At 73.1% G+C, this 23089-nt stretch carries 14 protein-coding genes; 11 read left to right on the top strand and 3 right to left on the bottom strand.

Translation table 11 applies throughout. The annotated features are described in order from the left end of the window. Positions 1-163 precede the first annotated feature (163 nt). Both AB0O36_RS19975 and AB0O36_RS19980 read left to right on the top strand, forming a co-directional pair. Positions 164-4102, top strand: a complete 3939-nt coding sequence (locus AB0O36_RS19975) for an AAA family ATPase (RefSeq protein WP_365111917.1) — start codon at positions 164-166, stop codon at positions 4100-4102. Positions 4103-4297: 195 nt separating this feature from the next. Further along, the gene (locus AB0O36_RS19980; RefSeq protein ID WP_365111920.1) at positions 4298-5722 is read left to right on the top strand and encodes a sugar porter family MFS transporter; all 1425 of its coding nucleotides are present in this window, start codon (positions 4298-4300) and stop codon (positions 5720-5722) included. Positions 5723-5776: 54 nt separating this feature from the next. Here AB0O36_RS19980 and AB0O36_RS19985 read toward each other — a convergent pair whose 3' ends face one another. After that, a complete protein-coding gene (locus AB0O36_RS19985; RefSeq protein ID WP_365111923.1) occupies positions 5777-6757 on the bottom strand; it encodes an LLM class flavin-dependent oxidoreductase in 981 nt (326 codons plus the stop codon). Between the two features lie 163 nt (positions 6758-6920). Between AB0O36_RS19985 and ftsY the strand changes: the two genes are divergently transcribed. Then, positions 6921-8144, top strand: a complete 1224-nt coding sequence (gene ftsY / locus AB0O36_RS19990; protein WP_365111925.1) for a signal recognition particle-docking protein FtsY — start codon at positions 6921-6923, stop codon at positions 8142-8144. Positions 8145-8438: 294 nt separating this feature from the next. Here ftsY and AB0O36_RS19995 read toward each other — a convergent pair whose 3' ends face one another. Further along, positions 8439-9107, bottom strand: a complete 669-nt coding sequence (locus tag AB0O36_RS19995) for a bifunctional DNA primase/polymerase (protein WP_365111928.1) — start codon at positions 9105-9107, stop codon at positions 8439-8441. 339 nt (positions 9108-9446) lie between these two features. On the opposite strand from AB0O36_RS19995, the gene AB0O36_RS20000 reads away from it, so the two are divergent. The 6 genes from AB0O36_RS20000 to ftsH all read left to right on the top strand — a co-directional run bounded on the left by AB0O36_RS20000 (position 9447) and on the right by ftsH (position 19630). Next, on the top strand, positions 9447-10931 hold the full coding sequence (locus AB0O36_RS20000; RefSeq protein WP_365111931.1) for a hypothetical protein: 1485 nt from the start codon (positions 9447-9449) through the stop codon (positions 10929-10931). 273 nt (positions 10932-11204) lie between these two features. Then, on the top strand, positions 11205-12551 hold the full coding sequence (locus AB0O36_RS20005) for an ammonium transporter (RefSeq protein WP_365111934.1): 1347 nt from the start codon (positions 11205-11207) through the stop codon (positions 12549-12551). Beyond that, positions 12548-12886: a P-II family nitrogen regulator gene (locus AB0O36_RS20010; RefSeq protein ID WP_365111936.1), complete on the top strand. Its 339-nt coding sequence runs from the start codon at positions 12548-12550 to the stop codon at positions 12884-12886. The genes AB0O36_RS20005 and AB0O36_RS20010 overlap by 4 nt, the downstream gene beginning before the upstream one ends. 19 nt (positions 12887-12905) lie before the next feature. Then, positions 12906-15395 (top strand): [protein-PII] uridylyltransferase, encoded by a 2490-nt coding sequence (locus AB0O36_RS20015; protein WP_365111939.1) that lies wholly within the window; start codon positions 12906-12908, stop codon positions 15393-15395. A gap of 519 nt (positions 15396-15914) precedes the next feature. After that, entirely contained in the window at positions 15915-17480 is a 1566-nt protein-coding gene (gene ffh / locus AB0O36_RS20020; protein WP_365111942.1) for a signal recognition particle protein, read from the top strand. Positions 17481-17701: 221 nt separating this feature from the next. Next, positions 17702-19630 (top strand): ATP-dependent zinc metalloprotease FtsH, encoded by a 1929-nt coding sequence (ftsH, locus tag AB0O36_RS20025; RefSeq protein WP_365111944.1) that lies wholly within the window; start codon positions 17702-17704, stop codon positions 19628-19630. Between the two features lie 95 nt (positions 19631-19725). Here ftsH and AB0O36_RS20030 read toward each other — a convergent pair whose 3' ends face one another. Continuing rightward, positions 19726-20391, bottom strand: coding sequence for a methyltransferase type 11 (locus AB0O36_RS20030; protein WP_365111947.1), 666 nt, complete (start codon positions 20389-20391; stop codon positions 19726-19728). A 281-nt stretch (positions 20392-20672) separates the two neighbouring features. Between AB0O36_RS20030 and proS the strand changes: the two genes are divergently transcribed. Both proS and AB0O36_RS20040 read left to right on the top strand, forming a co-directional pair. After that, the gene (gene proS / locus AB0O36_RS20035; protein WP_365111949.1) at positions 20673-22085 is read left to right on the top strand and encodes a proline--tRNA ligase; all 1413 of its coding nucleotides are present in this window, start codon (positions 20673-20675) and stop codon (positions 22083-22085) included. A gap of 267 nt (positions 22086-22352) precedes the next feature. Continuing rightward, positions 22353-22952, top strand: coding sequence for a hypothetical protein (locus AB0O36_RS20040; protein WP_365111952.1), 600 nt, complete (start codon positions 22353-22355; stop codon positions 22950-22952). Positions 22953-23089 lie beyond the last annotated feature (137 nt).

A 23089-nucleotide genomic window follows, 5' to 3' on the forward strand; every position in this document is an offset into this window, starting at 1 on the left:
CTCGTCGCTCAGTATCCAGCCCCGGCATGATCTGCAAGGGACGCTCCGGCGTCCCTTCTTTCTTTGGCGGCCCGGGTAACGGGGCCGGCGCATTCTTTTTGAGGTCTGTTGTGCCCTGCACCTTCCTGGGTGAAACCGCACGCGAAAGGTAGAGTCCGGCGGCGTGCACCTCAAGGCCCTGACCCTGCGCGGATTCAAATCCTTCGCCTCCGCCACCACCTTGCGTTTTGAACCCGGGATCACCTGTGTGGTGGGTCCCAACGGCTCGGGAAAGTCCAATGTGGTGGACGCGCTCTCCTGGGTCATGGGCGAACAGGGCGCGAAATCGCTGCGCGGCGGGAAGATGGAGGACGTCATCTTCGCCGGCACGACCGGGCGGCCCCCGCTCGGCCGCGCCGAGGTGTCGCTGACCATCGACAATTCCGACGGCGCCCTGCCGATCGAGTACGCCGAGGTCACCATCACGCGGATCATGTTCCGCAACGGCGGCAGCGAATACCAGATCAACGGCGACACCTGCCGGCTGCTGGACATCCAGGAACTGCTTTCCGACTCCGGCATCGGCCGGGAGATGCACGTGATCGTGGGTCAGGGCCAGCTGGATTCCGTACTGCACGCGGATCCGATGGGGCGCCGGGCCTTCATCGAGGAGGCGGCGGGCGTCCTCAAACACCGCAAGCGCAAGGAGAAGGCGCTGCGGAAACTGGACGCGATGCAGGCCAACCTCGCCCGGGTGCACGATCTGACGGAGGAACTGCGGCGGCAGCTCAAGCCGCTGGGCCGGCAGGCGGCGGTGGCCCGCCGGGCCGCCGTCATCCAGGCCGATCTGCGGGACGCGCGGCTGCGGCTGCTCGCCGACGACCTGGTCGCCCAGCGGACCGCGCTCGCCGCGGAGATCGCGGACGAGGCGGCGCTGAAGGAACGCAAGGAGAGCGCGGAGGCCGAACTCGGACACGCGCTGCGCAGGGAAGCGGAACTGGAGGCGGCCGTACGGTCGCTGGCGCCGCGGCTGACCCGGGCCCAGCAGACCTGGTACGAGCTGTCGCAGCTGGCGGAACGGGTCCGCGGCACGGTGTCGCTGGCGGACGCCCGGGTCAGGAGCGCCACGGCGCCGGTGGAGGAGGAACGGACCGGCCGGGACCCGGAGGAGCTGGAGCGGGAGGCGGCCCGGATCCGCGAGCAGGAAGCGGAACTGACGGCCGCTCTGGAGGCGGCCAGCCGCGCCCTGGAGGACACCGTCGCGCACCGGGCCGAGCTGGAACGGGCCCTGGCGGAGGAGGAACGCCGGCTGCGGGACGCGGCCCGGGCGATCGCCGACCGGCGGGAAGGGCTGGCCCGGCTCACCGGCCGGCTGGGCGCGGCGCGCTCGCGGGCGGGCGCGGCGCAGGCCGAGATCGACCGCCTGGTGGTGGCGCGCGACGAGGCGGAAGCGCGGGCGGTGGCGGCGCGCGAGGAGTACGAGGAGCTGGCCGCGGAGGTCGGGGCCGCCGACTCCGACACGGGCGGGGCGGCCGCCGGGTACGAGGCGGCTCGGGCGGAACTGGCGGCGGCGGAGTCCGCGCTCGGCGAGGCGCGGGACGCGCTGGCGGCGGCGGAACGTTCCCGTGCGGCGGTGTCGGCACGGCACGAGGCGCTGGCGCTGGGGCTGCGGCGGAAGGACGGAACGGGGGCGCTGCTGGCGGCGCGGGAGCAACTGGCCGGACTGCTCGGGCCGGCGGCGGAACGCCTCACGGTGGCGGCGGGGTACGAGGTCCCGGTCGCGGCGGCGCTGGGGGCGGCGGCGGACGCGGTGGCGGTGGGCTCGACGACGGCTGCGGCGGCGGCACTGCGGCACCTGCGGGTGGCGGATGCGGGGCGGGCGACGCTGCTGATCGCCCCGGCGGGGGTGCCGGCGCAGCACGCGGTGGCCCCGCAGACGGTGCCGGCCGGAGATCCGGCCCTGCGGGCAGGTCCGGCGGGTCCTGTGGGCCCGGGCACGGTGCCCGGTCCGGCGGTGCCGGGAGCTGCGGAGCGTGGCGCGGGCTCGGTCGGTGTGCTGCCTGGGCCGGTGGGCCCGGGTGCGGCCCCGGGCGGGCAGGCCGCCTCGGCCGGGTCCGCCGCGTCGGGCATCGGCCCGCAGCCGGGTCCGGCGGAGCCGGCCGCGACCGCCGCCGCGGGGGCTGCGGCCCAGCCGGACGCCCCCCACCCCGCCCTTTCCCGGAACCGGGGCCCTGCCCCGGCCCCCGCCGCCCAAGGTGTGGAGCCGGGCTCCGTCCTCATCCCTGCCGGAGGGCCGGGCTCCGCCCCCGTCGGGGACGTCGGCTGGACCGTTGCCGCTTCGCTCGTCGGGGGGGATGCCGGGCTGTGTCGGGCCGTGGCGTGGGTGTTGCGGGACTTCGTCGTCGTACGCGGGCTGGACGAGGCCGAGGCCGTGGTGCGGGAGCGGCCCGAGCTGGTGGCCGTGACGCAGGAGGGGGACGTGCTGGGGGCGCACCTCGCGCACGGCGGGTCGGCCGGGGCGCCCAGTCTCATCGAGGTGCAGGCGGCCGTGGACGAGGCCGCCGAGGAGCTCGCCGGGCTCGACGTGCGCTGCGCCGGGCTGGCCGGCGTACGGGCCGCCGCCGAGCAGCGCCGCAAGCAGGCCGCCGTACGCGTGGAGGAGCTCGGGGAGCGCCGGCGGGAGGAGGAGCGCGCCCGGGCCGGTGTCGCCCAGCAGCTCGGCCGGCTCGCCGGCCAGGCCAAGGGGGCGGCCGGCGAGGCCGAGCGCAGTGCCGCCGCCGCGGCCAAGGCCGGGGAGGCCCTGGAGCGGGCCCTCGCCGAGGTCGAGGAGTGCGCCGAACGGCTCGCCGTGGCCGAGGAGATGCCGGTCGAGGAGGAGCCGGACACCTCCGGCCGCGACCGGCTCGCCGCGGACGGCGCCAACGCCCGGCAGACCGAGATGGAGGCCCGGCTCCAGCTGCGCACCCACGAGGAACGGGTCAAGGGCCTCGCCGGCCGGGCCGACGGGCTCGACCGGGCCGCCCGGGCCGAGCGCGAGGCCCGGGCCCGGGCCGAGCACCGCCGGGCCCGCCGCCGTCACGAGGCCGAGGTCGCCGCCGCCGTCGCCGACGGCGCCCGCCAGCTCCTCGCGCACATCGAGGTCTCGCTCGGCCGTGCCGACGCCGAGAAGGCGGACGCCGAACACGCCAAGGGCGTGCGCGAGCAGGAGCTCGCCGCCGCCCGCGACCGCGGCCGCGAGGTCAAGGGCGAGCTGGACAAGCTGACCGACTCCGTCCACCGCGGCGAGGTCCTCGGTGCCGAGAAGCGGCTGCGGATCGAGGCCCTGGAGGCCCGTTCCCTGGAGGAGCTGGGGGTCGAGCCCGCCGCGCTGGTCGCCGAGTACGGCCCCGACCAGCCGGTCCCGCCGTCCCTCCCGGCGGAGGGCGAGGAGCTGCCGGAGGACCCGGACCACCCCCGCAACCGCCCCGGCCCCTTCGTCCGCGACCGGCAGGAGAAGCGGCTCAAGGCGGCCGAACGGGCCTATCAGCAGCTCGGCAAGGTGAATCCGCTCGCCCTGGAGGAGTTCGCGGCGCTGGAAGAGCGGCACAAGTTCCTGAGCGAGCAGCTGGACGACCTCCGCAAGACCCGTGCCGACCTCCTGCAGGTCGTGAAGGAGGTGGACGAGCGGGTCGAGCAGGTCTTCACCGAGGCGTACCGGGACACGGCCCGGCAGTTCGAAGGGGTCTTCTCGCGGCTGTTCCCCGGCGGCGAGGGCCGGCTGGTCCTGACCGATCCGGACAACATGCTCACCACCGGCGTGGACGTCGAGGCCCGCCCGCCCGGCAAGAAGGTCAAGCGGCTGTCGCTGCTCTCGGGCGGCGAGCGCTCCCTGACCGCGGTGGCCCTGCTGGTCTCGATCTTCAAGGCCCGGCCCAGCCCGTTCTACGTGATGGACGAGGTCGAGGCCGCGCTCGACGACACCAACCTGCAGCGGCTGATCCGCATCATGCGGGAGCTCCAGGAGAGTTCCCAGCTGATCGTGATCACGCACCAGAAGCGGACGATGGAGGTCGCCGACGCGCTCTACGGCGTCTCCATGCAGGGCGACGGAGTCTCCAAGGTGATCAGCCAGCGCCTCCGCTGAGACTCTTTTGTTCAAGAAATAAACCATGTCTGTCGCAGGTCGTGCCTCCTCCTGCGTCCTTTGCTGGTTGCATCCAGGGGTTGACTTCAGAAAATGAACACATAGGCTCGCTCCGCTGTCTCCCGACTTCAGGTGGTGCCGGATCTTGAACTGTGCGCCACTAGGAGAACGGACAAAACCCCCACGGAGCACACCTTGACCAGCACAGAGAAGCCGACCCCGGGCGGACGCGCACCGCGCCCCGACCACCTCGGGCACGTCATCTTCATCGCCGCGGCCGCCGCCATGGGCGGCTTTCTCTTCGGCTACGACAGCTCCGTGATCAACGGCGCCGTCGTGGCGATCCGGGAGCGCTTCGACATCGGCTCCGAGGCGCTCGCCCAGGTGATCGCGGCCGCCCTGATCGGCTGTGCCATCGGCGCCGCCACCGCCGGCCGCATCGCCGACCGGATCGGCCGCATCCGCTGCATGCAGATCGCCTCGGTGCTCTTCACCGCCAGCGCCATCGGCTCGGCGCTCCCCTTCGCCCTCTGGGACCTCGCCATGTGGCGGGTCATCGGCGGCTTCGCCATCGGCATGGCGTCCGTCATCGGCCCCGCCTACATCGCCGAGGTCTCCCCGCCCGCCTACCGCGGCCGGCTCGCCTCCTTCCAGCAGGCGGCCATCGTCACCGGCATCGCCGTCTCCCAGCTGGTCAACTGGGGCATCCTCAACCTCGCCGGCGGAGAACAGCGCGGTGAGATCGGCGGCCTGGAGGCCTGGCAGTGGATGCTGGGCGTGATGGCGATCCCCGCCATCGTCTACGGGCTCCTCTCCTTCGCCATCCCCGAGTCCCCGCGCTACCTGATCTCGGCCGGACGTACCGAGGAGGCCAGGGTGGTCCTCAAGGACGTCGAGGGCTCCGGCATCGACGTGGACGCCCGGGTCCACGAGATCGACCTCGCGATGCGCTCCGAGCACAAGTCCACCTTCAAGGACCTGCGCGGCAACAGCTTCGGCCTGCTGCCCATCGTCTGGGTCGGCATCGGCCTCTCGGTCTTCCAGCAGCTCGTCGGCATCAACGTGATCTTCTACTACAGCTCCTCGCTGTGGCAGTCCGTCGGCGTCGACCCGACCAGCTCGTTCCTCTACTCCTTCACCACCTCGATCATCAACATCATCGGCACGGTGATCGCGATGCTCTTCGTGGACCGGCTCGGCCGCAAGCCGCTCGCCCTCATCGGCTCGGCCGGCATGGCCGTCTCCCTCGGGACCTGCGCCTGGGCCTTCTCGTACAAGCAGGAGATCGGCGGCCAGATCTCCATGCCCGAGCTCCAGGGCACCGTCGCCCTGGTCGCCGCCCACGCCTTCGTGCTCTTCTTCGCCCTCTCCTGGGGCGTGGTCGTCTGGGTGCTGCTCGGCGAGATGTTCCCCAACCGCATCCGGGCCGCGGCCCTCGGCGTGGCCGCCGCGGCCCAGTGGATCGCCAACTGGCTGATCACCGTCACGTTCCCGACGCTGTCCGACTGGAACCTGTCCGGGGCGTACATCATCTACACGATCTTCGCCGTGCTCTCGATCCCCTTCGTCATCAAATGGGTGCCGGAGACCAAGGGCAAGGCGTTGGAGGAGATGGGGTAACAACTCCCCGCCACCACCCCGCTCCTCCCCGCTGCCCCGGCCCGGACCCCTGGTTCAGAGCCGGGGCAGCACCTTTTCGCACAGCAGCTGCAGGCTGCGCCGGCCCTCGTCCAGCGGCATGCCCCCGCACAGCGGGTGCAGGACGAGGTTCCCCGCCTCGCCCGCGCCCCGCGCGTACGCCACCGCCTGCTCCGGGGTGAGGATCCGGTAGACCCCCTCGGCCCGCAGCTCCTCCACGGTGGTCGCGCCGGAGCGCACCGCCGAACGGATGTCCTTGGACTGCCAGGACGCGTACATGCCCGCCTCGTGCAGGAAGTGCCGGCCGTACTGCGCCCAGGCCCGGTCCGGGTCCTCCGCGATGTGCAGCAGCGGGGTCTCGGCGGCGGGCATCATGCAGAAGCCCTCCGTCCCGTGCTCGGCCAGCTGCTCCTGGTAGTACGCCTCCAGTTCCGGCAGGTGCGCGCTCGGGAAGAAGGGCAGGCCCAGCCGGGCCGCCCGCCGGGCCGCCGCCCGCGAGCTGCCGCCCACCAGGAGCAGCGGGTGCGGTTGGGTGAACGGCCGCGGGGTGACCTTCACCGTCCGGCCGCGGAAGGTGAACGGCTCCCCGGTCCACGCCTTCAGCAGGGTCTCCAGCAGCTCGTCCTGGAGCCGGCCGCGCCGCCCCCACTCCACGCCGTGCTGCTCGTACTCCTCGGGCCGGTAGCCGATGCCCGCCACGGTCACCAGCCGCCCGCCGCCGATCAGGTCCAGTACGGCGATGTCCTCGGCCACCTTCAGCGGGTCGTGCAGCGGGCCGATGATCGCCGACACGGTGACCGCGATCCGGCGGGTGGCGCCGAGGACCGCGCCGGCGAAGGTGAAGGGGGAGGGCAGCCAGTTGTTGTCGGTGCCGTGGTGTTCCTCGGTCTGGACCGTGTCGACCCCGTGCTCGTCGGCGTACCGGGCCATCTCCACCGCCGCCTGGTAGCGGGCGGCCAGGGTCTCGGGGGTGCCGTCGGGGTCGATCAGGTTGAAGCGGGCCACGGTGATGGGCATGGAAGGTCCCTCCGCCGGATGTGGGTGGCGGGAGGGGACGTTAGCTGATGCTGCGTCAGCTTTACAGGGATCCGGCGGGCCCGCGCGTCCGCACATCCGGCCCGGCGGGCCTCACCAGCAGAAACGGGGCCGGGGGCGGGCGGTCGCGCATACTGAAGCGGTTATGGACATCGTCATCCTTGCTGTAGTCATCGCCCTGGTCGCGGTCGGTGCTGTCGTCAGCGGGCTCGTGGTCGGCAGCCGCAGGAAGAAGCAGCTGCCGCCCCAGGCCCCGCCGAGCACGCCGACCATCACTGCCCCGCCCGCCGAACCCCAGGTCGGGGAAGACTCCGTCGAAACGGCGGAAGAACCGCGCCGCACGATCGAGGAGGTCGGGCTCCCGGAGGCGGAGGCGGCGGCTCCCGCTCCGGAGGTCCTGGAGCCCGAGGCGCCCGCCGCTCCCGAGATCGAGGTGCCCGAGCCCACCGCCGGCCGGCTGGTCCGGCTGCGCGCCCGGCTCGCCCGGTCCCAGAACTCCCTCGGCAAGGGACTGCTCACCCTGCTCTCCCGGGAACACCTGGACGAGGACACCTGGGAGGAGATCGAGGAGACCCTGCTCATCGCCGACGTCGGCGTGAAGCCCACGCAGGAACTCGTCGACCGGCTCCGCGAGCGGGTCAAGGTGCTCGGCACCCGCACCCCGGACGAGCTGCGCGGCCTGCTGCGCGAGGAGCTGATCGCCCTGATCGGTCCGGACATGGACCGCGTGGTGAAGACGGAGAGCGGCCTCGACACGCCGGGCGTCGTCATGGTCGTCGGGGTCAACGGCACCGGCAAGACCACCACCACCGGCAAGCTGGCCCGGGTCCTGGTCGCCGACGGCCGCAGCGTGGTGCTGGGCGCCGCGGACACCTTCCGCGCCGCCGCCGCCGACCAGCTGCAGACCTGGGGCGAGCGGGTCGGCGCGCGCACGGTGCGCGGCCCCGAGGGCGGCGACCCGGCGTCGATCGCCTTCGACGCGGTCAAGGAGGGCATCGCCGAGGGCGCGGACGTCGTCCTGATCGACACCGCCGGCCGGCTGCACACCAAGACCGGCCTGATGGACGAGCTGGGCAAGGTCAAGCGGGTCGTGGAGAAGCACGGGCCGCTGGACGAGGTGCTGCTGGTCCTCGACGCCACCACCGGCCAGAACGGCCTGATGCAGGCCCGCGTCTTCGCCGAGGTCGTGGACATCACCGGCATCGTGCTGACCAAGCTCGACGGCACCGCCAAGGGCGGCATCGTGGTCGCGGTCCAGCGCGAGCTGGGCGTGCCGGTCAAGCTGGTCGGCCTCGGCGAGGGCCCGGACGACCTGGCCCCCTTCGAACCGGCCGCGTTCGTCGACGCCCTCATCGGCGACCCCGCCTGAGGCCACCCGCCCCCGAAGCCCCCGCGCCCACCCCGGCCGGGGGCTTCGCCGTACCCCCCCCGCCCTGCGGCACGCCTGCCCACACGGCGCGGCGTACGGCCGCCAAGCTCCGTACGGCCGGGCACCGGCCGGCACCGAAACGGCCGCGTGAGCAGCGTCTGCCCCACACGGCGCGGCGTAGCGCAGCCAAGCCCCGGACGGCCGGGCAACGGCCGGCACCCGCACGGCGGGCAGGCGTGCCGCCACCCAGCCCCGCGCCGGCGGAGCGCAGGGGCCCCGCCCCGCCGGGAGGTGCTAGCGCTGGAAGCGGTGGCAGATGTACGCCAGCGTCCCCAGCAGCAGCCGCGCCTGCGGAGGCCGGCCGGCCGTGTCGAGGGTGGGCGGGCGGAGCCAGCCGACCGGGCCGAGGCCCGCGTGGTCCGACGGCGGAGCCGTCAGGTGGCTGCCGGCCCCCAGCGCCCGCAGGTCGAGCCCGGCATCGTCCCAGCCCATCCGGTACAGCAGCTGCGGAAGCTCCGCCGCCGCCCCCGGGGCCACGAAGAACTGCGCCCGCCCGTCCGGCGTCACGGTCACCGGCCCCAGCGGGAGCCCCATCCGCTCCAGCCGGACCAGCGCCCGCCGGCCGGCCTCCTCGGCGACGTCGATCAGGTCGAAGGCACGGCCCACCGGCAGCAGCACGGCCGCGCCGGGGTAGTCCGCCCAGGCCTCGATCGCCTCGTCCAGCGTCGCCCCCGCCCGGACCGGCGGCGCGCACGGCAGCGGATGCGCTCCCGGCGCCGCACACCGGAGGTCACCGCACGAACAGTCCCGGCCCGGTCCGGCGGCGCGGGCTCCGGGAACCGCGTCCCAGCCCCACAGCCCCGTGTACTCGGCCACCACCGTGCACTCCGGGATCCGCCCGCGGCGCCGGGCGCCGGTCCGGAACTCCTTGGTCCCCCGGCTGCCGCCGATCGTGAAGCCCATGCCCATGCCCCCTCCAACGGGTCCGGCCTGCCGGTGGTTACGCGCTTCGCCGCCCGCCCCCGTCGGCCACGCCCTGCCACCGGGTCCGGTTCTGTGTCCAGTGAATCGCGCCCGACGGGTGGCGAGTTCATTCGAAGGGGTGGCGAATGGTGGCGATTCCGCAAACAGCCTCGCCGAAGGGGTGATCGTAGGATTACTTTCGGTGCACGAACCCCGGCGTCGACCCCGAGCGTGGTTATGCCGCAGGCAAACCGTGAAGGAATCGTGAAGGTCCCTGGAGGGCCTGACGCACGGGGCCAGGGTTTCGTAGGGAGAAGCAGAGCGGATGGGGGCGTTCCAGTGGGCGGCAACGGCGCAAGCGGAACGGACGCGGATTCTGCTGCCCGGAACGAGCAACTGACCTCGTGGTTCGTCCGCAGCGGCTGGTCCAAGGGCGAACTCGCCCGCCAGGTCAACCGCCGCGCCCGGCAGATGGGCGCCCACCACATCAGCACGGACACCTCCCGGGTCCGCCGCTGGCTCGACGGCGAACAGCCCCGCGAGCCCGTCCCGCGCATCCTCTCCGAGCTGTTCTCCGAACGCTTCGGCACCGTGGTCGCCATCGAGCAGCTCGGTCTGCGCACCGCCCACCAGACCCCCTCCGTCTCCGGCGTCGACCTGCCCTGGGCCGGCCCGCAGACCGTGGAACTGCTGGGCGAGTTCTCCCGCAGCGACCTGATGCTCGCCCGCCGGGGGTTCCTCGGGACCTCGCTCGCGCTCTCCGCCGGCCCCGCCCTCATCGAGCCCATGCAGCGCTGGCTCGTCCCCGTCCCGGCCGGCGACCCCGGACCGCGCGAGGCGGCCCTCCCCGGGCCGCGCGCCCCCCGGCTCTCCGACCCGGAACTGGACCTCCTCGAAGCGACCACCGTGATGTTCCGCCAGTGGGACGCCCAGTGCGGCGGCGGACTGCGCCGGAAGGCGGTGGTCGGCCAGCTCCACGAGGTCACCGACCTGCTCCAGGAGAACCACCCCGGGCCGGTCATGAAGAGACTCTTCAAGGTCGCCGCCGAGCTGGCCGAGCTCGCCGGCTGGATGAGCTACGACATTGGCCTCCACCCCACCGCGCAGAAGTACTTCGTGCTCGCCCTGCACGCCGCGAAGGAAGCCGGCGACAAGCCGCTCGGCTCGTACATCCTCTCCGGCATGAGCCGCCAGATGATCCACCTCGGCCGCCCCGAGGACGCCCTGGAGCTCATCCACCTCGCCCAGTACGGCAGCCGCGACTGCGCCGGACCCCGCACCCAGGCCATGCTGTATGCGATGGAGGCCCGCGCCTACGCCAACATGGGCCAGCCCAGCCGCTGCAAGCGGGCCGTCCGGATGGCCGAGGACACCTTCGGCGACGTCGGCTTCGGCGGCGAGCCCGAGCCCGAGCCCGACTGGATCCGCTTCTTCTCCGAGGCCGAGCTCAACGGGGAGAACGCCCACTCCTACCGCGACCTGGCCTACGTCGCCGGCCGCAGCCCCACCTACGCCTCCCTGGCCGAACCCGTCATGGAACGCGCCGTGGAGCTCTTCGCCAAGGACGAGGAGCACCAGCGCTCCTACGCCCTCAACCTCATCGGCATGGCCACCGTCCACCTCCTCCAGCGCGAGCCGGAACAGGCCACCGTCCTCGTCGACCAGGCGCTGGACGTGGCGAAAAAGGTGCGGTCCGAACGGGTGAACACCCGACTCCGGAAGACCGTGGACACCGCCGCCCGTGAATACGGCGACATCGCCGAGGTGGTCCGGCTCACCGACCACCTGGCCGCCCGCCTGCCGGAATCGGCCGAGGCGGTCTGAAGACCCCGGCCGCGGCCGGTACCCCGTACAGCAGATCGGGCTCCCCCCATCGCCAGGTCAGTCACCGGGTACCGCCGCGGCCGGCCGCGTTCACCCCGACGTAACAGCCCCGACCTCTTCGTCACCGTCGCGAAACACGGAAGCGGCGCCGCCGGAAACCGGCCTGCGCGAATCTCATGGCTCATAACCGGCCATCCCCGCCGGGAGCACGCCGCCGCTCAGGTTTCCACACGGTCGCCCGCACGCGAACGTACCGACGACGAGGAGACGCCGATGGCACCAGCCATCACGACCCTTGCCGCAGACGCCCCGACGCTGTCTGCCGCGAACACCGGGTTCATGCTCATCTGCTCCGCCCTGGTCATGCTGATGACCCCGGGACTCGCCTTCTTCTACGGGGGCATGGTCCGCGTCAAGAGCAGCCTCAACATGCTGATGATGAGCTTCATCAGCCTCGGGATCGTCACGATCCTGTGGGTGCTCTACGGATTCAGCCTCGCGTTCGGCACCGACAAGGGCTCGGTCATCGGCTGGTCCGCCGACTACCTCGGCCTCAGCGGCCTCGGCCTCACCCAGCTCTGGGACGGCTACACCATCCCGGTCTACGTCTTCGCCGTCTTCCAGCTGATGTTCGCGGTCATCACCCCGGCCCTGATCAGCGGCGCCCTCGCGGACCGCGTGAAGTTCTCCGCCTGGGCGCTCTTCACCGCCCTCTGGGTCACCGCCGTCTACTTCCCCGTCGCGCACTGGGTGTGGGGCTCCGGCGGCTGGCTGTTCGAGATGGGCGTCATCGACTTCGCCGGCGGCACCGCCGTCCACATCAACGCCGGCGCCGCCGCCCTCGGCGTGATCCTCGTCATCGGCAAGCGCGTCGGCTTCAAGAAGGACCCGATGCGCCCGCACAGCCTCCCGCTGGTCATGCTCGGCGCCGGCCTGCTGTGGTTCGGCTGGTTCGGCTTCAACGCCGGCTCCTGGCTCGGCAACGACGACGGCATCGGCGCCGTGATGTTCCTCAACACGCAGGTCGCCACCGCCGCCGCCATGCTGTCCTGGCTGGCCTGGGAGAAGTTCCGGCACGGCGCCTGCACCACCCTCGGCGCGGCCTCCGGCGCCGTCGCCGGCCTGGTCGCCATCACCCCCTCGGGCGGGTCCTGCTCCCCGCTCGGCGCGATCGCCATCGGCGCCATCGCCGGTCTGCTCTGCGCCATGGCCGTCGGCCTCAAGTACAAGTTCGGCTACGACGACTCCCTCGACGTGGTGGGCGTCCACCTGGTCGGCGGGATCGTCGGCTCCCTGCTCGTCGGCTTCTTCGCCACCGGCGGGGTCCAGTCCGACGCGGCCGGCCTCTTCTACGGCGGTGGCCTGGAACAGCTCGGCAAGCAGGCGATCGGAGTCTTCTCCGTCCTGGCGTACTCTCTCGTCGCATCCGCGCTGCTCGCCTTCGTCCTGCACAAGACGATCGGCATGCGGGTCAGCGAGGACGTCGAGGTCGCCGGCATCGACCAGGTCGAACACGCCGAGACCGCCTACGACTTCAGCGGCGCCGGCGGCGGCACCCCCGCACGGGCCACCGCCGCCACCGCCACCGCCGTCACGGACTCGAAGAAGGTCGACGCATGAAGCTCATCACCGCGATCGTCAAGCCCCACAAGCTCGACGAGATCAAGGACGCCCTGCAGCGGTTCGGCGTCGAGGGGCTCACGGTCTCCGAGGCCAGCGGCTACGGCCGGCAGCGCGGCCACACCGAGGTCTACCGCGGTGCCGAGTACCGGATCGACCTGGTCCCCAAGGTCCGCATCGAGGTGCTGGTCGACGACGACGCGGCCCAGGACGTGATGGACGTGGTGATCACGGCCGCCCGTACCGGCAAGATCGGCGACGGCAAGGTGTGGAGCGTGCCCGTGGACAGCGTCGTACGGGTCCGCACCGGCGAGCGCGGCGCGGACGCCCTCTAGAGACACCGGGAGCCGAGCGGTGACGAGCGCCGAGGACACCACGAAGGACCCGTCCGGCCGGGGCGGACCGGACTCCGATTCCGGCCCCGGCCCCGGTCCGGGCCCGGGTCCCGGTACCGGCGGCTACGCCGAGGCCCGGCTGCGACTCCTCTCCGAGGAGGCGCGGCCCGGGCCCTCCCGGCGTTCCGCGCTGGCCGCCCTGACCGACGGCTGGCTGGCCGGGCTGTTCGCCACGGCAGCCCGGGAGAGCGGCGTACCGGGCGCCGCCCTGGTCGCCGTAGGAGGCTACGGACGGTCCGAACTCTCCCCGCGCAGCGATCTCGACCTGCTGCTGCTCCACGACGGCAAGGCCGGGGCGGCGGCGCTGGCCCGGCTCGCCGACCGGCTCTGGTACCCCGTCTGGGACCTCGGCCTGTCCCTGGACCACTCCGTACGGACCCCCGCCGAGGCCCGCAAGGCCGCCGCGGAGGACCTCAAGGTGCAGCTCGGCCTGCTGGACGCGCGGCCGGTCGCCGGCGACCTCGGACTGGTCACGGGCACCCGCAGCGCCGTCCTGGCGGACTGGCGCAACCACGCCGTCCGGCGGCTGCCCGAGCTGCACGCGCTGTGCCGGGACCGGGCCGCGCACTCCGGGGAACTGCGCTTCCTGCTCGAACCCGACCTCAAGGAGGCCAGGGGAGGGCTGCGGGACGTCACCGCACTCCGCGCCGTCGCCGCGTCCTGGCTGGCGGACGCCCCGCGCGAGGGCCTCGCCGAAGCCCGGCGGCGGCTGCTCGACACCCGCGACGCCCTCCACCTGGTCACCGGCCGGGCCACGGACCGGCTCAGCCTCCAGGAACAGGACCAGGTCGCGGCCCGGCTGGGCCTGCCCGGCGGCGACGCACTGCTCCGCGAGGTGTACGAGGCCGCGCGGGTGGTCTCGTACGCCGGCGACGTCACCTGGCGCGAGGTCGGCCGGGTGCTGCGGGCCCGGGCGGCCCGCCCCCGGCTCCGCGGACTGTTCGGCTCCGGGAAGGGCGGCCCCGCGGAACGCGCCCCGCTCGCCGAGGGCGTCGTGGAACAGGACGGCGAGGCCGTGCTCGCCCTGGCCGCCCGCCCCGACCGGGACCCGGTGCTGCCGCTCCGGCTGGGCGCGGCCGCCGCGCAGGCCGGACTGCCGGTCTCGCCGCACGCCGTACGACGGCTCGCCGGGCAGGCGCGTCCGCTGCCGGTGCCCTGGCCGGCCGAGGCAAGGGAACAGCTGGTGACCCTGCTGGGCGCGGGGGAGCCGACGATCGCCGTCTGGGAGGCACTGGAGGCGGAGGGGCTGATCAGCCGCCTGCTGCCGGACTGGGAGCGGGTCCGCTGCCGGCCGCAGCGCAACCCCGTGCACACCTGGACGGTGGACCGGCACCTGATCGAGACGGCGGTCCGCGCCTCCGCCATGACCCGCCGGGTCGGCCGACCGGACCTGCTGCTGACGGCCGCCCTGCTGCACGACATCGGCAAGGGCTGGCCCGGCGACCACTCGGAGGTGGGCGAGACCATCGCCCGGGACATGGCCGTACGGATCGGCTTCGGCCCGGCCGACGCGGAGGTCCTGGCCACCCTGGTCCGCCACCACCTGCTGCTGATCGACACCGCCACCCGGCGCGACCTGGACGATCCGGCGACGGTCCGGGCGGTCGCCGAGGCCGTCGGCACGGCCGGCACGCTGGAGCTGCTGCACGCGCTGACCGAAGCCGACGCGCTGGCCACCGGGCCCGCGGCATGGTCGGCCTGGCGGGCCGGACTGGTCGCGGACCTGGTGCGGCGGGCGGCGTCGGTGCTCGACGGCGGGCCCGCCGCCGGCCTGCCCGTGGGCCTGGCCGCCGCACCGGGCATCGAGCAGGAACGGCTGGCGATGGAGGCGCTGCGCACCGGGGAGCCGGTGCTGACCCTGCTGGCCCGGGAGGAGGAGGACGCCGCCGTCGGGGTGGAACTGGTGGTCGCCGTCCCCGACCAGGACGGCATCCTGCCGGCCGTGGCGGGGGTGCTGGCCCTGCACCGGCTGACCGTCCGCACCGCCGACCTGCGGCAGCTGGATCTGCCGGGGCCGGCGGGGGAGGTGCTGGTACTGCGCTGGCGGGTGGCCGCGGAGTACGGCGCGCTGCCGGAGGCCGCCCGGCTGCGGGCGGACCTGGTCCGCGCGCTGGACGGCTCGCTGGACGTGCCGTCCCGGCTGGCCGACCGCGAGGCGGCGTACCCGCGGCGGCGGGGCGTGGTCCCGCCGCCGCCCCGGGTGACGGTGATCCCGGAGGTCTCCTCCGCGGCCACCGTCCTGGAGGTCCGCGCCCCCGACGCGGTCGGCCTGCTGCACCGCATCGGGCGGGCCCTGGAGGACTCGGGCGTCCGCGTCCGCAGCGCGCACGTCTCGACGCTGGGCGCGAACGCGGTGGACGCGCTGTACGTCACCACCCCCGAGGGCAAACCCCTCGACCCCGACCGGGCCATCGCCTTGGCGGCCGCCCTCCGGTCCGCCCTTTCCTGACCGCTGCGCGGTGCGATGTCCCCTCCCCGCCCCTTCCCGAAACCGGGGTCTGCGGCCCCGGAGGCCGCTTCACGGGCGCTGCCGGGGGCGCGGGGAACTGCGCGACCGGTCCCCACCGGCCCGCAGGCGAAGGGCGGGGTCCGGGGCGGAGCCCCGGTTTCGGGATGGGGGTCCCCCCGGACGACGTCTGGGGGAGGGCGGGGAGGGGCAATGGCCCATGCGCGGAAGCGCGACCCAGCGGCCGGCGCCCCCGCACGGCCCGGCCTGCCGGCAGCGCCCCGGCACGGGCCGGCCGGCCCGAGTGCACCGGCACGGGCTGGCCTGGCGGCAGTGCACCGGCACGGCCCGGCCCGCCGGCAGTGCACCCGCACGGCCCGGCCCCCCCGGCAACACACCCGCAACGGCCCGGAGCGGGCCGGGGCCGTGGAACCCGTACCGCACCGCGGGGTCGGGCCGGGCGCACGGACCGATACCCTGGAGGGCGACCGCACGCCCCCGACCCGAGGAATCGCGACCACCGTGTTCGATACGCTTTCCGACCGCCTCAGCGCGACCTTCAAGTCCCTCAGGGGCAAGGGCCGCCTTTCCGAGCAGGACATCGACGCCGCGGCCCGGGAAATCCGTATCGCCCTCCTCGAGGCCGACGTCGCCCTCCCGGTCGTCCGCTCCTTCATCGCGAACGTCAAGGAGCGCGCCCGCGGTGCCGAGGTCTCCAAGGCGCTCAACCCGGCCCAGCAGGTCCTGAAGATCGTCAACGAGGAGCTCGTCTCCATCCTCGGTGGCGAGACCCGCCGGCTGCGGTTCGCCAAGACCGCGCCCACCGTGATCATGCTGGCCGGTCTGCAGGGTGCCGGTAAGACCACCCTCGCCGGAAAGCTCGGCCACTGGCTCAAGGGCCAGGGCCACACCCCGCTGCTCGTCGCCTGCGACCTCCAGCGCCCCAACGCCGTCAACCAGCTGAGCATCGTCGCCGAGCGCGCCGCCGTCGGCTTCTACGGCCCGCAGCCGGGCAACGGTGTCGGCGACCCGGTCCAGGTCGCCAAGGACTCCATCGAGTACGCCCGCACCAAGCAGTACGACATCGTCATCGTCGACACCGCCGGCCGCCTCGGCATCGACCAGGAGCTGATGCAGCAGGCCGCGGACATCCGCGACGCCGTCAGCCCCGACGAGATCCTCTTCGTCGTCGACGCCATGATCGGTCAGGACGCGGTCAACACCGCCGAGGCGTTCCGCGACGGCGTCGGCTTCGACGGCGTGGTGCTCTCCAAGCTCGACGGCGACGCCCGCGGTGGTGCCGCGCTCTCCATCGCGCACGTCACCGGCAAGCAGATCATGTTCGCCTCGAACGGCGAGAAGCTCGACGACTTCGACGCCTTCCACCCCGACCGCATGGCGGGCCGGATCCTCGACATGGGTGACATGCTCACCCTCATCGAGCAGGCCGAGAAGACCTTCTCGCAGGCCGAGGCCGAGAAGATGGCGGCCAAGCTCGCCAAGGGCCCCAAGGAGTTCACGCTCGACGACTTCCTGGCCCAGATGGAGCAGGTCCGGAAGATGGGCTCCATCTCCAAGCTGCTCGGGATGCTCCCCGGCATGGGCCAGATCAAGGAGCAGATCAACAACATCGACGAGCGTGACGTCGACCGCACGGCCGCCGTCATCAAGTCGATGACCCCGGCCGAGCGCCAGGACCCGACGATCATCAACGGCTCCCGCCGCGCCCGTATCGCCAAGGGCTCCGGTGTCGAGGTCAGCGCCGTGAAGAACCTCGTCGAGCGGTTCTTCGAGGCCCGCAAGATGATGTCCCGCATGGCGCAGGGCGGCGGCATGCCCGGCATGCCCGGCATCCCGGGCATGGGCGGCGGCCCCGGCCGGCAGAAGAAGCAGGTCAAGCAGGCCAAGGGCAAGCGCAAGAGCGGCAACCCGATGAAGCGGAAGGCCGACGAGGCCGCCGCCGCGGCGCGCCGCGAGCAGGGCCCGGCCGGTGTCGAGCCGGGCGCGGGCAGCCCGTTCGGCCTGCCCGCAGGCCAGCCCGGCCAGGACTTCGAGCTCCCCGACGAGTTCAAGAAGTTCATGCAGTGACCTCCGCGCGGGCCGTGCGTGACCCCGCGCGGGTCATGGCGTGAGCCCCGCGCGGGCGTGACGCCGTAGGCATGACGCCGCAAGGGCCGTGCCGTCCTCCGTACGGGGGACGGCACGGCCCTTCCCGTAGGCCCGGCTCTGCCCGCCCGGCTGGCGCGCGGACGGGCGGGTGTCCGGATTATCGCCTAATGTCGGCCGGAGGACGGACGAAGGAGGCGCCGGTGCCCAGCCCGACCCCCGTACCCCCGCGCGACCGGGCGGACACGCCCTGGCGGTCCGAGGGCGCCCCTCCGGCCCCGCAGCCGAGGAAGAAGATGCCCGGCGGCTGGCGCGGCCTGGTCCTGGCCGCACTGATCGTCTACCTGCTCACCAACCTGGTGCTCTCCTTCTTCAACGAGGTCGACGAACCGACCGTCTCGTACACCGAGTTCACCAAGCAGGTCCAGGCCGGCAACGTCTCCAGGATCTACTCCAAGGGCGACGCCATCCAGGGCCAGCTCAAGAACGAGCAGCAGCTCCCCGGCGGCAAGGGCGACTACAAGAAGTTCGTGACCCAGCGGCCCGCGTTCGCCGACGACGACCTGTGGGCCGACCTCACCGCCAAGGGCGTCACCGTCACCGCCAAGCCCGTGGTCGAGCAGCGCAGCTTCCTCGCCAACCTGCTGCTCTCGCTCGCCCCCATGCTGCTGCTCGTCGGCCTGTGGCTGCTGTTCGCCCGCCGGATGCGCGGGGCCATGGGCGCGGGCCTCGGCGGCATCGGCCGCAAGGCACCGCCCAAACCGGTCGCACTGGAGGGCGGCCCGCGCACCACCTTCGACGACGTGGCCGGCATCGACGAGGTCGAGAGCGAGCTCAGCGAGGTCGTCGACTTCCTCAAGAACCCCCAGGCGTACCGCCGGCTGGGCGCCAGGATGCCCGGCGGCGTGCTGCTGGCCGGACCGCCCGGCACCGGAAAGACCCTGCTGGCCCGCGCCGTGGCGGGCGAGGCGGGCGTGCCCTTCTTCTCCGCCTCCGCGTCCGAGTTCATCGAGATGATCGTCGGCGTCGGCGCCTCCCGGGTCCGGGAGCTGTTCGCCGAGGCCCGCAAGGTCGCCCCCGCGATCATCTTCATCGACGAGATCGACACCATCGGGCGGGCCAGGGGAGCGGGCGGCGGGATCGGCGGCCACGACGAGCGCGAACAGACCCTCAACCAGATCCTCACCGAGATGGACGGCTTCTCCGGCTCCGAAGGCGTGGTGGTGATCGCCGCGACCAACCGCAAGGACGTGCTCGACCCCGCGCTCACCCGTCCGGGCCGGTTCGACCGGATGGTCACCGTCTCCCCGCCCGACCGCGCCGGCCGCGAGGCCATCCTGCGCATCCACACCCGCGAGATCCCGCTGGACCCGGGCGTGGACCTGGCCCGGGTCGCCCGTACGACCCCCGGCATGACCGGCGCCGAACTGGCCAACCTGGCCAACGAGGCGGCCCTGCTCGCGGTCCGGCGGAACCAGGACGCCGTCACCCGCGCCGACCTGTCCGACGCCCTGGAGAAGGTCCAGCTCGGAGCGAAACGGCCGCTGGTGATGCCGGAGGACGAGCGCCGCCGCACCGCCTACCACGAGAGCGGCCACGCCCTGCTGGGCATGCTCCAGCCGGGCGCCGACCCCGTCCGCAAGATCACCATCGTGCCGCGCGGCCGGGCCCTCGGCGTCACCCTCTCCACCCCCGACTCGGACCGCTACGCCTACACCGAGCCCTATCTGCGCGGCCGGATCATCGGCGCGCTCGGCGGCATGGCGGCCGAGCACGTGGTCTACGGGATCATCACCACCGGCGCGGAGAACGACCTGGAGCAGGTCACCAACCTGGCCCGCGGCATGGTCGGCCGCTGGGGCATGAGCGAGCGCGTCGGCCGGCTCACCGCCATCCCGTCCGACGCGCAGTCCCCGTACGGGCTCACCGCCGCGCCCGCCACCCTGGACGCGGTGGACGCGGAGATGCGGCGCATCGTCGACGAGTGCTACGAGAACGCCTGCCGGCTGCTGCGCGAGCACCGGGACAAGCTCGACGCGCTCGCGGAGGCGCTGCTCGCCAACGAGACCTTGGAGGAGGACGAGGCGTACGCGACGGCCGGCATCACCCGGCCCGCCAAGCCGGCCCTCTGAAGGCCCGCCGTCCGCGGCCGGTCCCGCCAGACCGGTCCCGCCGGTCCCGCCGGTCCCGCCGGTCCGGCCGGGTGAACCGGATCCGGCGGGTCCCGCTACTCCGTCCGGGCGATCACGTACCGGAAGATGTTCGGCAGCCAGACCGAGCCGTCCGCCCGCTCGAACGGGTGCAGCTCCTCGGCCAGTTCCTTCTCCGCCTGCGCGGGGTCGGAGACCTCGTACAGGCCGGTCGACAGCAGCCCCCGGACCGCGCTCTCCAGGTCCGCGTACCCGAACGGGCAGAACACCCGGCCCGAGCCGTCCGGCCGCAGCCCCGCACCGGCCGCCAGACCGTCCAGGTCGGCCGCCGCCGGCGCGCCCGGCACCGTACAGCGCTCCGCCGGGCCCCAGTCCGCCAGCACCACCGCACCGCCCCGCCGGACCCCGGCCAGCGCGGTCGCCAGGGCCGCAGGCTCCGGGGCGAAGGCGGTCAGGACGTCGTACGGCCTGGCGACCGGTTCCGGTGCCGCGGACAGCACCTCCAGCACCCGCTCCCGGGCCAGGGCGCGCAGCGCGGGCCGCGGCTCCACCCCGGTCACCCGGGCACCCCGGCCGGCCGCCAGCAGCAGGCTCAGCCCGGCCCCGCAGTCCAGGCCGAGCACCCGGTCCCCCGGCCCGACCTCCAGTCGGTCGTACACCGCCTCGTACAGCGGTACCAGCATCCGTTCCTGGATCTCCGCCCAGTCCCGGGCGACGAGCGTCGCCGTCGGCGTAGGTGTCATCGAAGAAGCGCTCCTGATTCCTCTCGCCCCCTGGCCCCCGTTGCCAGAGAACTCCCACTTCGCCCCCGCGTCCAGAGGAACGTCAGCGCGGATTGCGCCGGATCGTGCGGTGCCCGCGCCGGAACGTGCCGGGGCCGCGCCGGATCACGCACCGCTCACACCCGGTTCGCACCCGGTTCGCACCCGGTTCACGCCGGGATCGCGGTCGGATCACGCCGGGACCACGTCCGGATCACGGGCCGATTCACGCTCGGCACTCCGGGCGCCGTACCATTCGCGCCATGGCAAAGGCTCCCGTTCTCACCCCCCAGGCGGAGGACTTCCCCCGCTGGTACCAGGATCTGATCAACAAGGCCGAACTGGCCGACAACGGCCCAGTGCGCGGCACGATGGTCATCCGACCGTACGGCTACGGGCTGTGGGAGCGGATGCAGCAGGAGATGGACGCCCGCATCAAGGAATCGGGCGCCCAGAACGCGTACTTCCCGATGTTCATCCCGCAGTCGTACCTGACGAAGGAAGCCGAGCACGTCGAGGGCTTCGCCCCCGAGCTCGCGGTCGTCACCCACGGCGGCGGCAAGGAGCTCGAGGAGCCGGTCGTCGTCCGCCCCACCTCCGAGACGATCATCAACGACTACTTCTCGAAGTGGGTGCAGAGCTACCGCGACCTGCCCCTGCTGATCAACCAGTGGGCCAACGTGGTGCGCTGGGAAATGCGCCCCCGCGTCTTCCTCCGTACGAGTGAGTTCCTCTGGCAGGAGGGCCACACCGCCCACGCCACCTACGAGGACGCCCGCGACTACGCCGCGCACATCCACCGGAACGTGTACGGCGACTTCATGACCAACGTGCTCGGCATCGACGTCGTGCTCGGCCGCAAGACCCCCAAGGAGCGCTTCGCCGGCGCCATCAACACCCTCACCCTCGAGGGCATGATGGGTGACGGCAAGGCCCTGCAGATGGGCACCAGCCACGAGCTCGGCCAGAACTTCGCCAAGGCGTTCAACACCTCCTACCTGTCCAAGGAGGGCAAGCAGGAGCTGGTCTGGCAGACCTCCTGGGGCGTCTCCACCCGCATGGTCGGCGGCCTGATCATGTCCCACGGCGACGACAACGGCCTGCGGGTCCCGCCGCGCCTGGCGCACGTCCAGGTCGTCGTCATGGCGATCAAGGGCGACGAGGCCGTGGCCAAGGTGCGCGAGCTGGGCGACCGCCTGAAGGCCGTCGGCCTGCGGGTGCAGGTCGACGACCGCGTCGACGTCCCCTTCGGCCGCCGCGCCGTGGACTGGGAGCTCAAGGGCGTTCCGGTGCGCATCGAGATCGGCCCCCGCGACCTGGAGGCCGGCACCGCGATGCTGGCCCGCCGGATCCCGGGCGGCAAGGAGCCGGTGCAGATCGAAGCCCTCGCGGACCTGCTGCCCAAGGTGCTGGACGAGGACCAGGCGCAGCTGCTGCGCGAGTCCCGCGAGCGCCGGGAGTCCCGTACGACCGACGTGGCCACCCTCGAGGAGGCCGCCGAGGCCGCGGTCGCCGGCGGCTGGGCGCGGATCCCGTGGGCGGACCTGGGCCCGGAGGGCGAGGCCAAGCTCGGCGAGCAGGCCGTGACCGTGCGGTGCCTGGTCGCCGAGGACGGCTCGGTGCCGGAGTCGGACGACGCCCCGGGCACGCTGGCCATCGTGGCCCGCTCGTACTGATCCACCGTCCCGCCGGTACCGACGTGGTGACGTACTGACCCGTTAGTACCGGTGTGGCTCGTGTGAATTGATACGCCCGATGTGACGGGCGTGACGTGAGGGGTGCCCCGGAACGTAGTCCGGGGCACCCCTGTACGTACCGACTCCTCCGGAGTTCTGCGCACCCGCCCTCCTCAGGGTGCATGAGACTGAACTGACTGGTACGTGCAAAAAATTTGGAATGGCCCGGAATCGGAACACCGGGGCCCCCAGGCTCGTTGTCACGACGTGAGCACGACACCACCTGTTCTGGCCGCAGAGCTGGCGCTGGCGTGGGCCGACATTCAGCGGTACCACCCCGAGCTGCCCGACCTCGCCGCGCCCGAGTCCCTGATCGGAGAGTCCTCGTCCGCCTGTGGCGCCGAGCTCTCCTTCGAGCGACTGCTGCACGAGGCAGTCCACGGCATCGCCGCGGCCCGCGGCGTCCGGGACACCTCGCGCGCCGGCCGCTACCACAACCGCCGTTTCCTGGCGATCGCCGAGGAGATGGGCCTCGACCATTCCGAGGAACCGCACGCGAGCAGCGGCTTCTCCCTGGTCACGCTCAACCCGGAGGCCAAGAAGCGGTACCGCCCGACGATGGAGCGGCTGCAGCGCGCCCTGCGTGCGCACACCGTGGCCACCGCCGCCGACACCAAGCGCAGCTTCCGCGGACCGGCCGCCCGGCACGGCTCCTCCGGCGGCGGCGTCCGGGTCAAGGCGGTCTGCGACTGCGGGCGCAACGTCCGGGTGGTGCCGTCCGTGCTGGCCCAGGCCCCCATCGTGTGCGGCGGCTGCGGCAAACCCTTCCGCATCCCGGAAGTCGCGGTGGCTGCGGCCGCGTCCTGACGCGCCCGGGGCGTGTGGCAGAATGGGCAGCTGTACTCGACAGCCGCACAGGACCCCTCTCTCCTCCGGCTGACGCGTCCATCGGGCACCCGAGTACCGCAACCCCACGTGGCATCTCATGTGCCCAACCACGTCAA

The organism is Streptomyces sp. NPDC089799, assembly GCF_040684755.1.
Classification (GTDB): domain Bacteria; phylum Actinomycetota; class Actinomycetes; order Streptomycetales; family Streptomycetaceae; genus Streptomyces.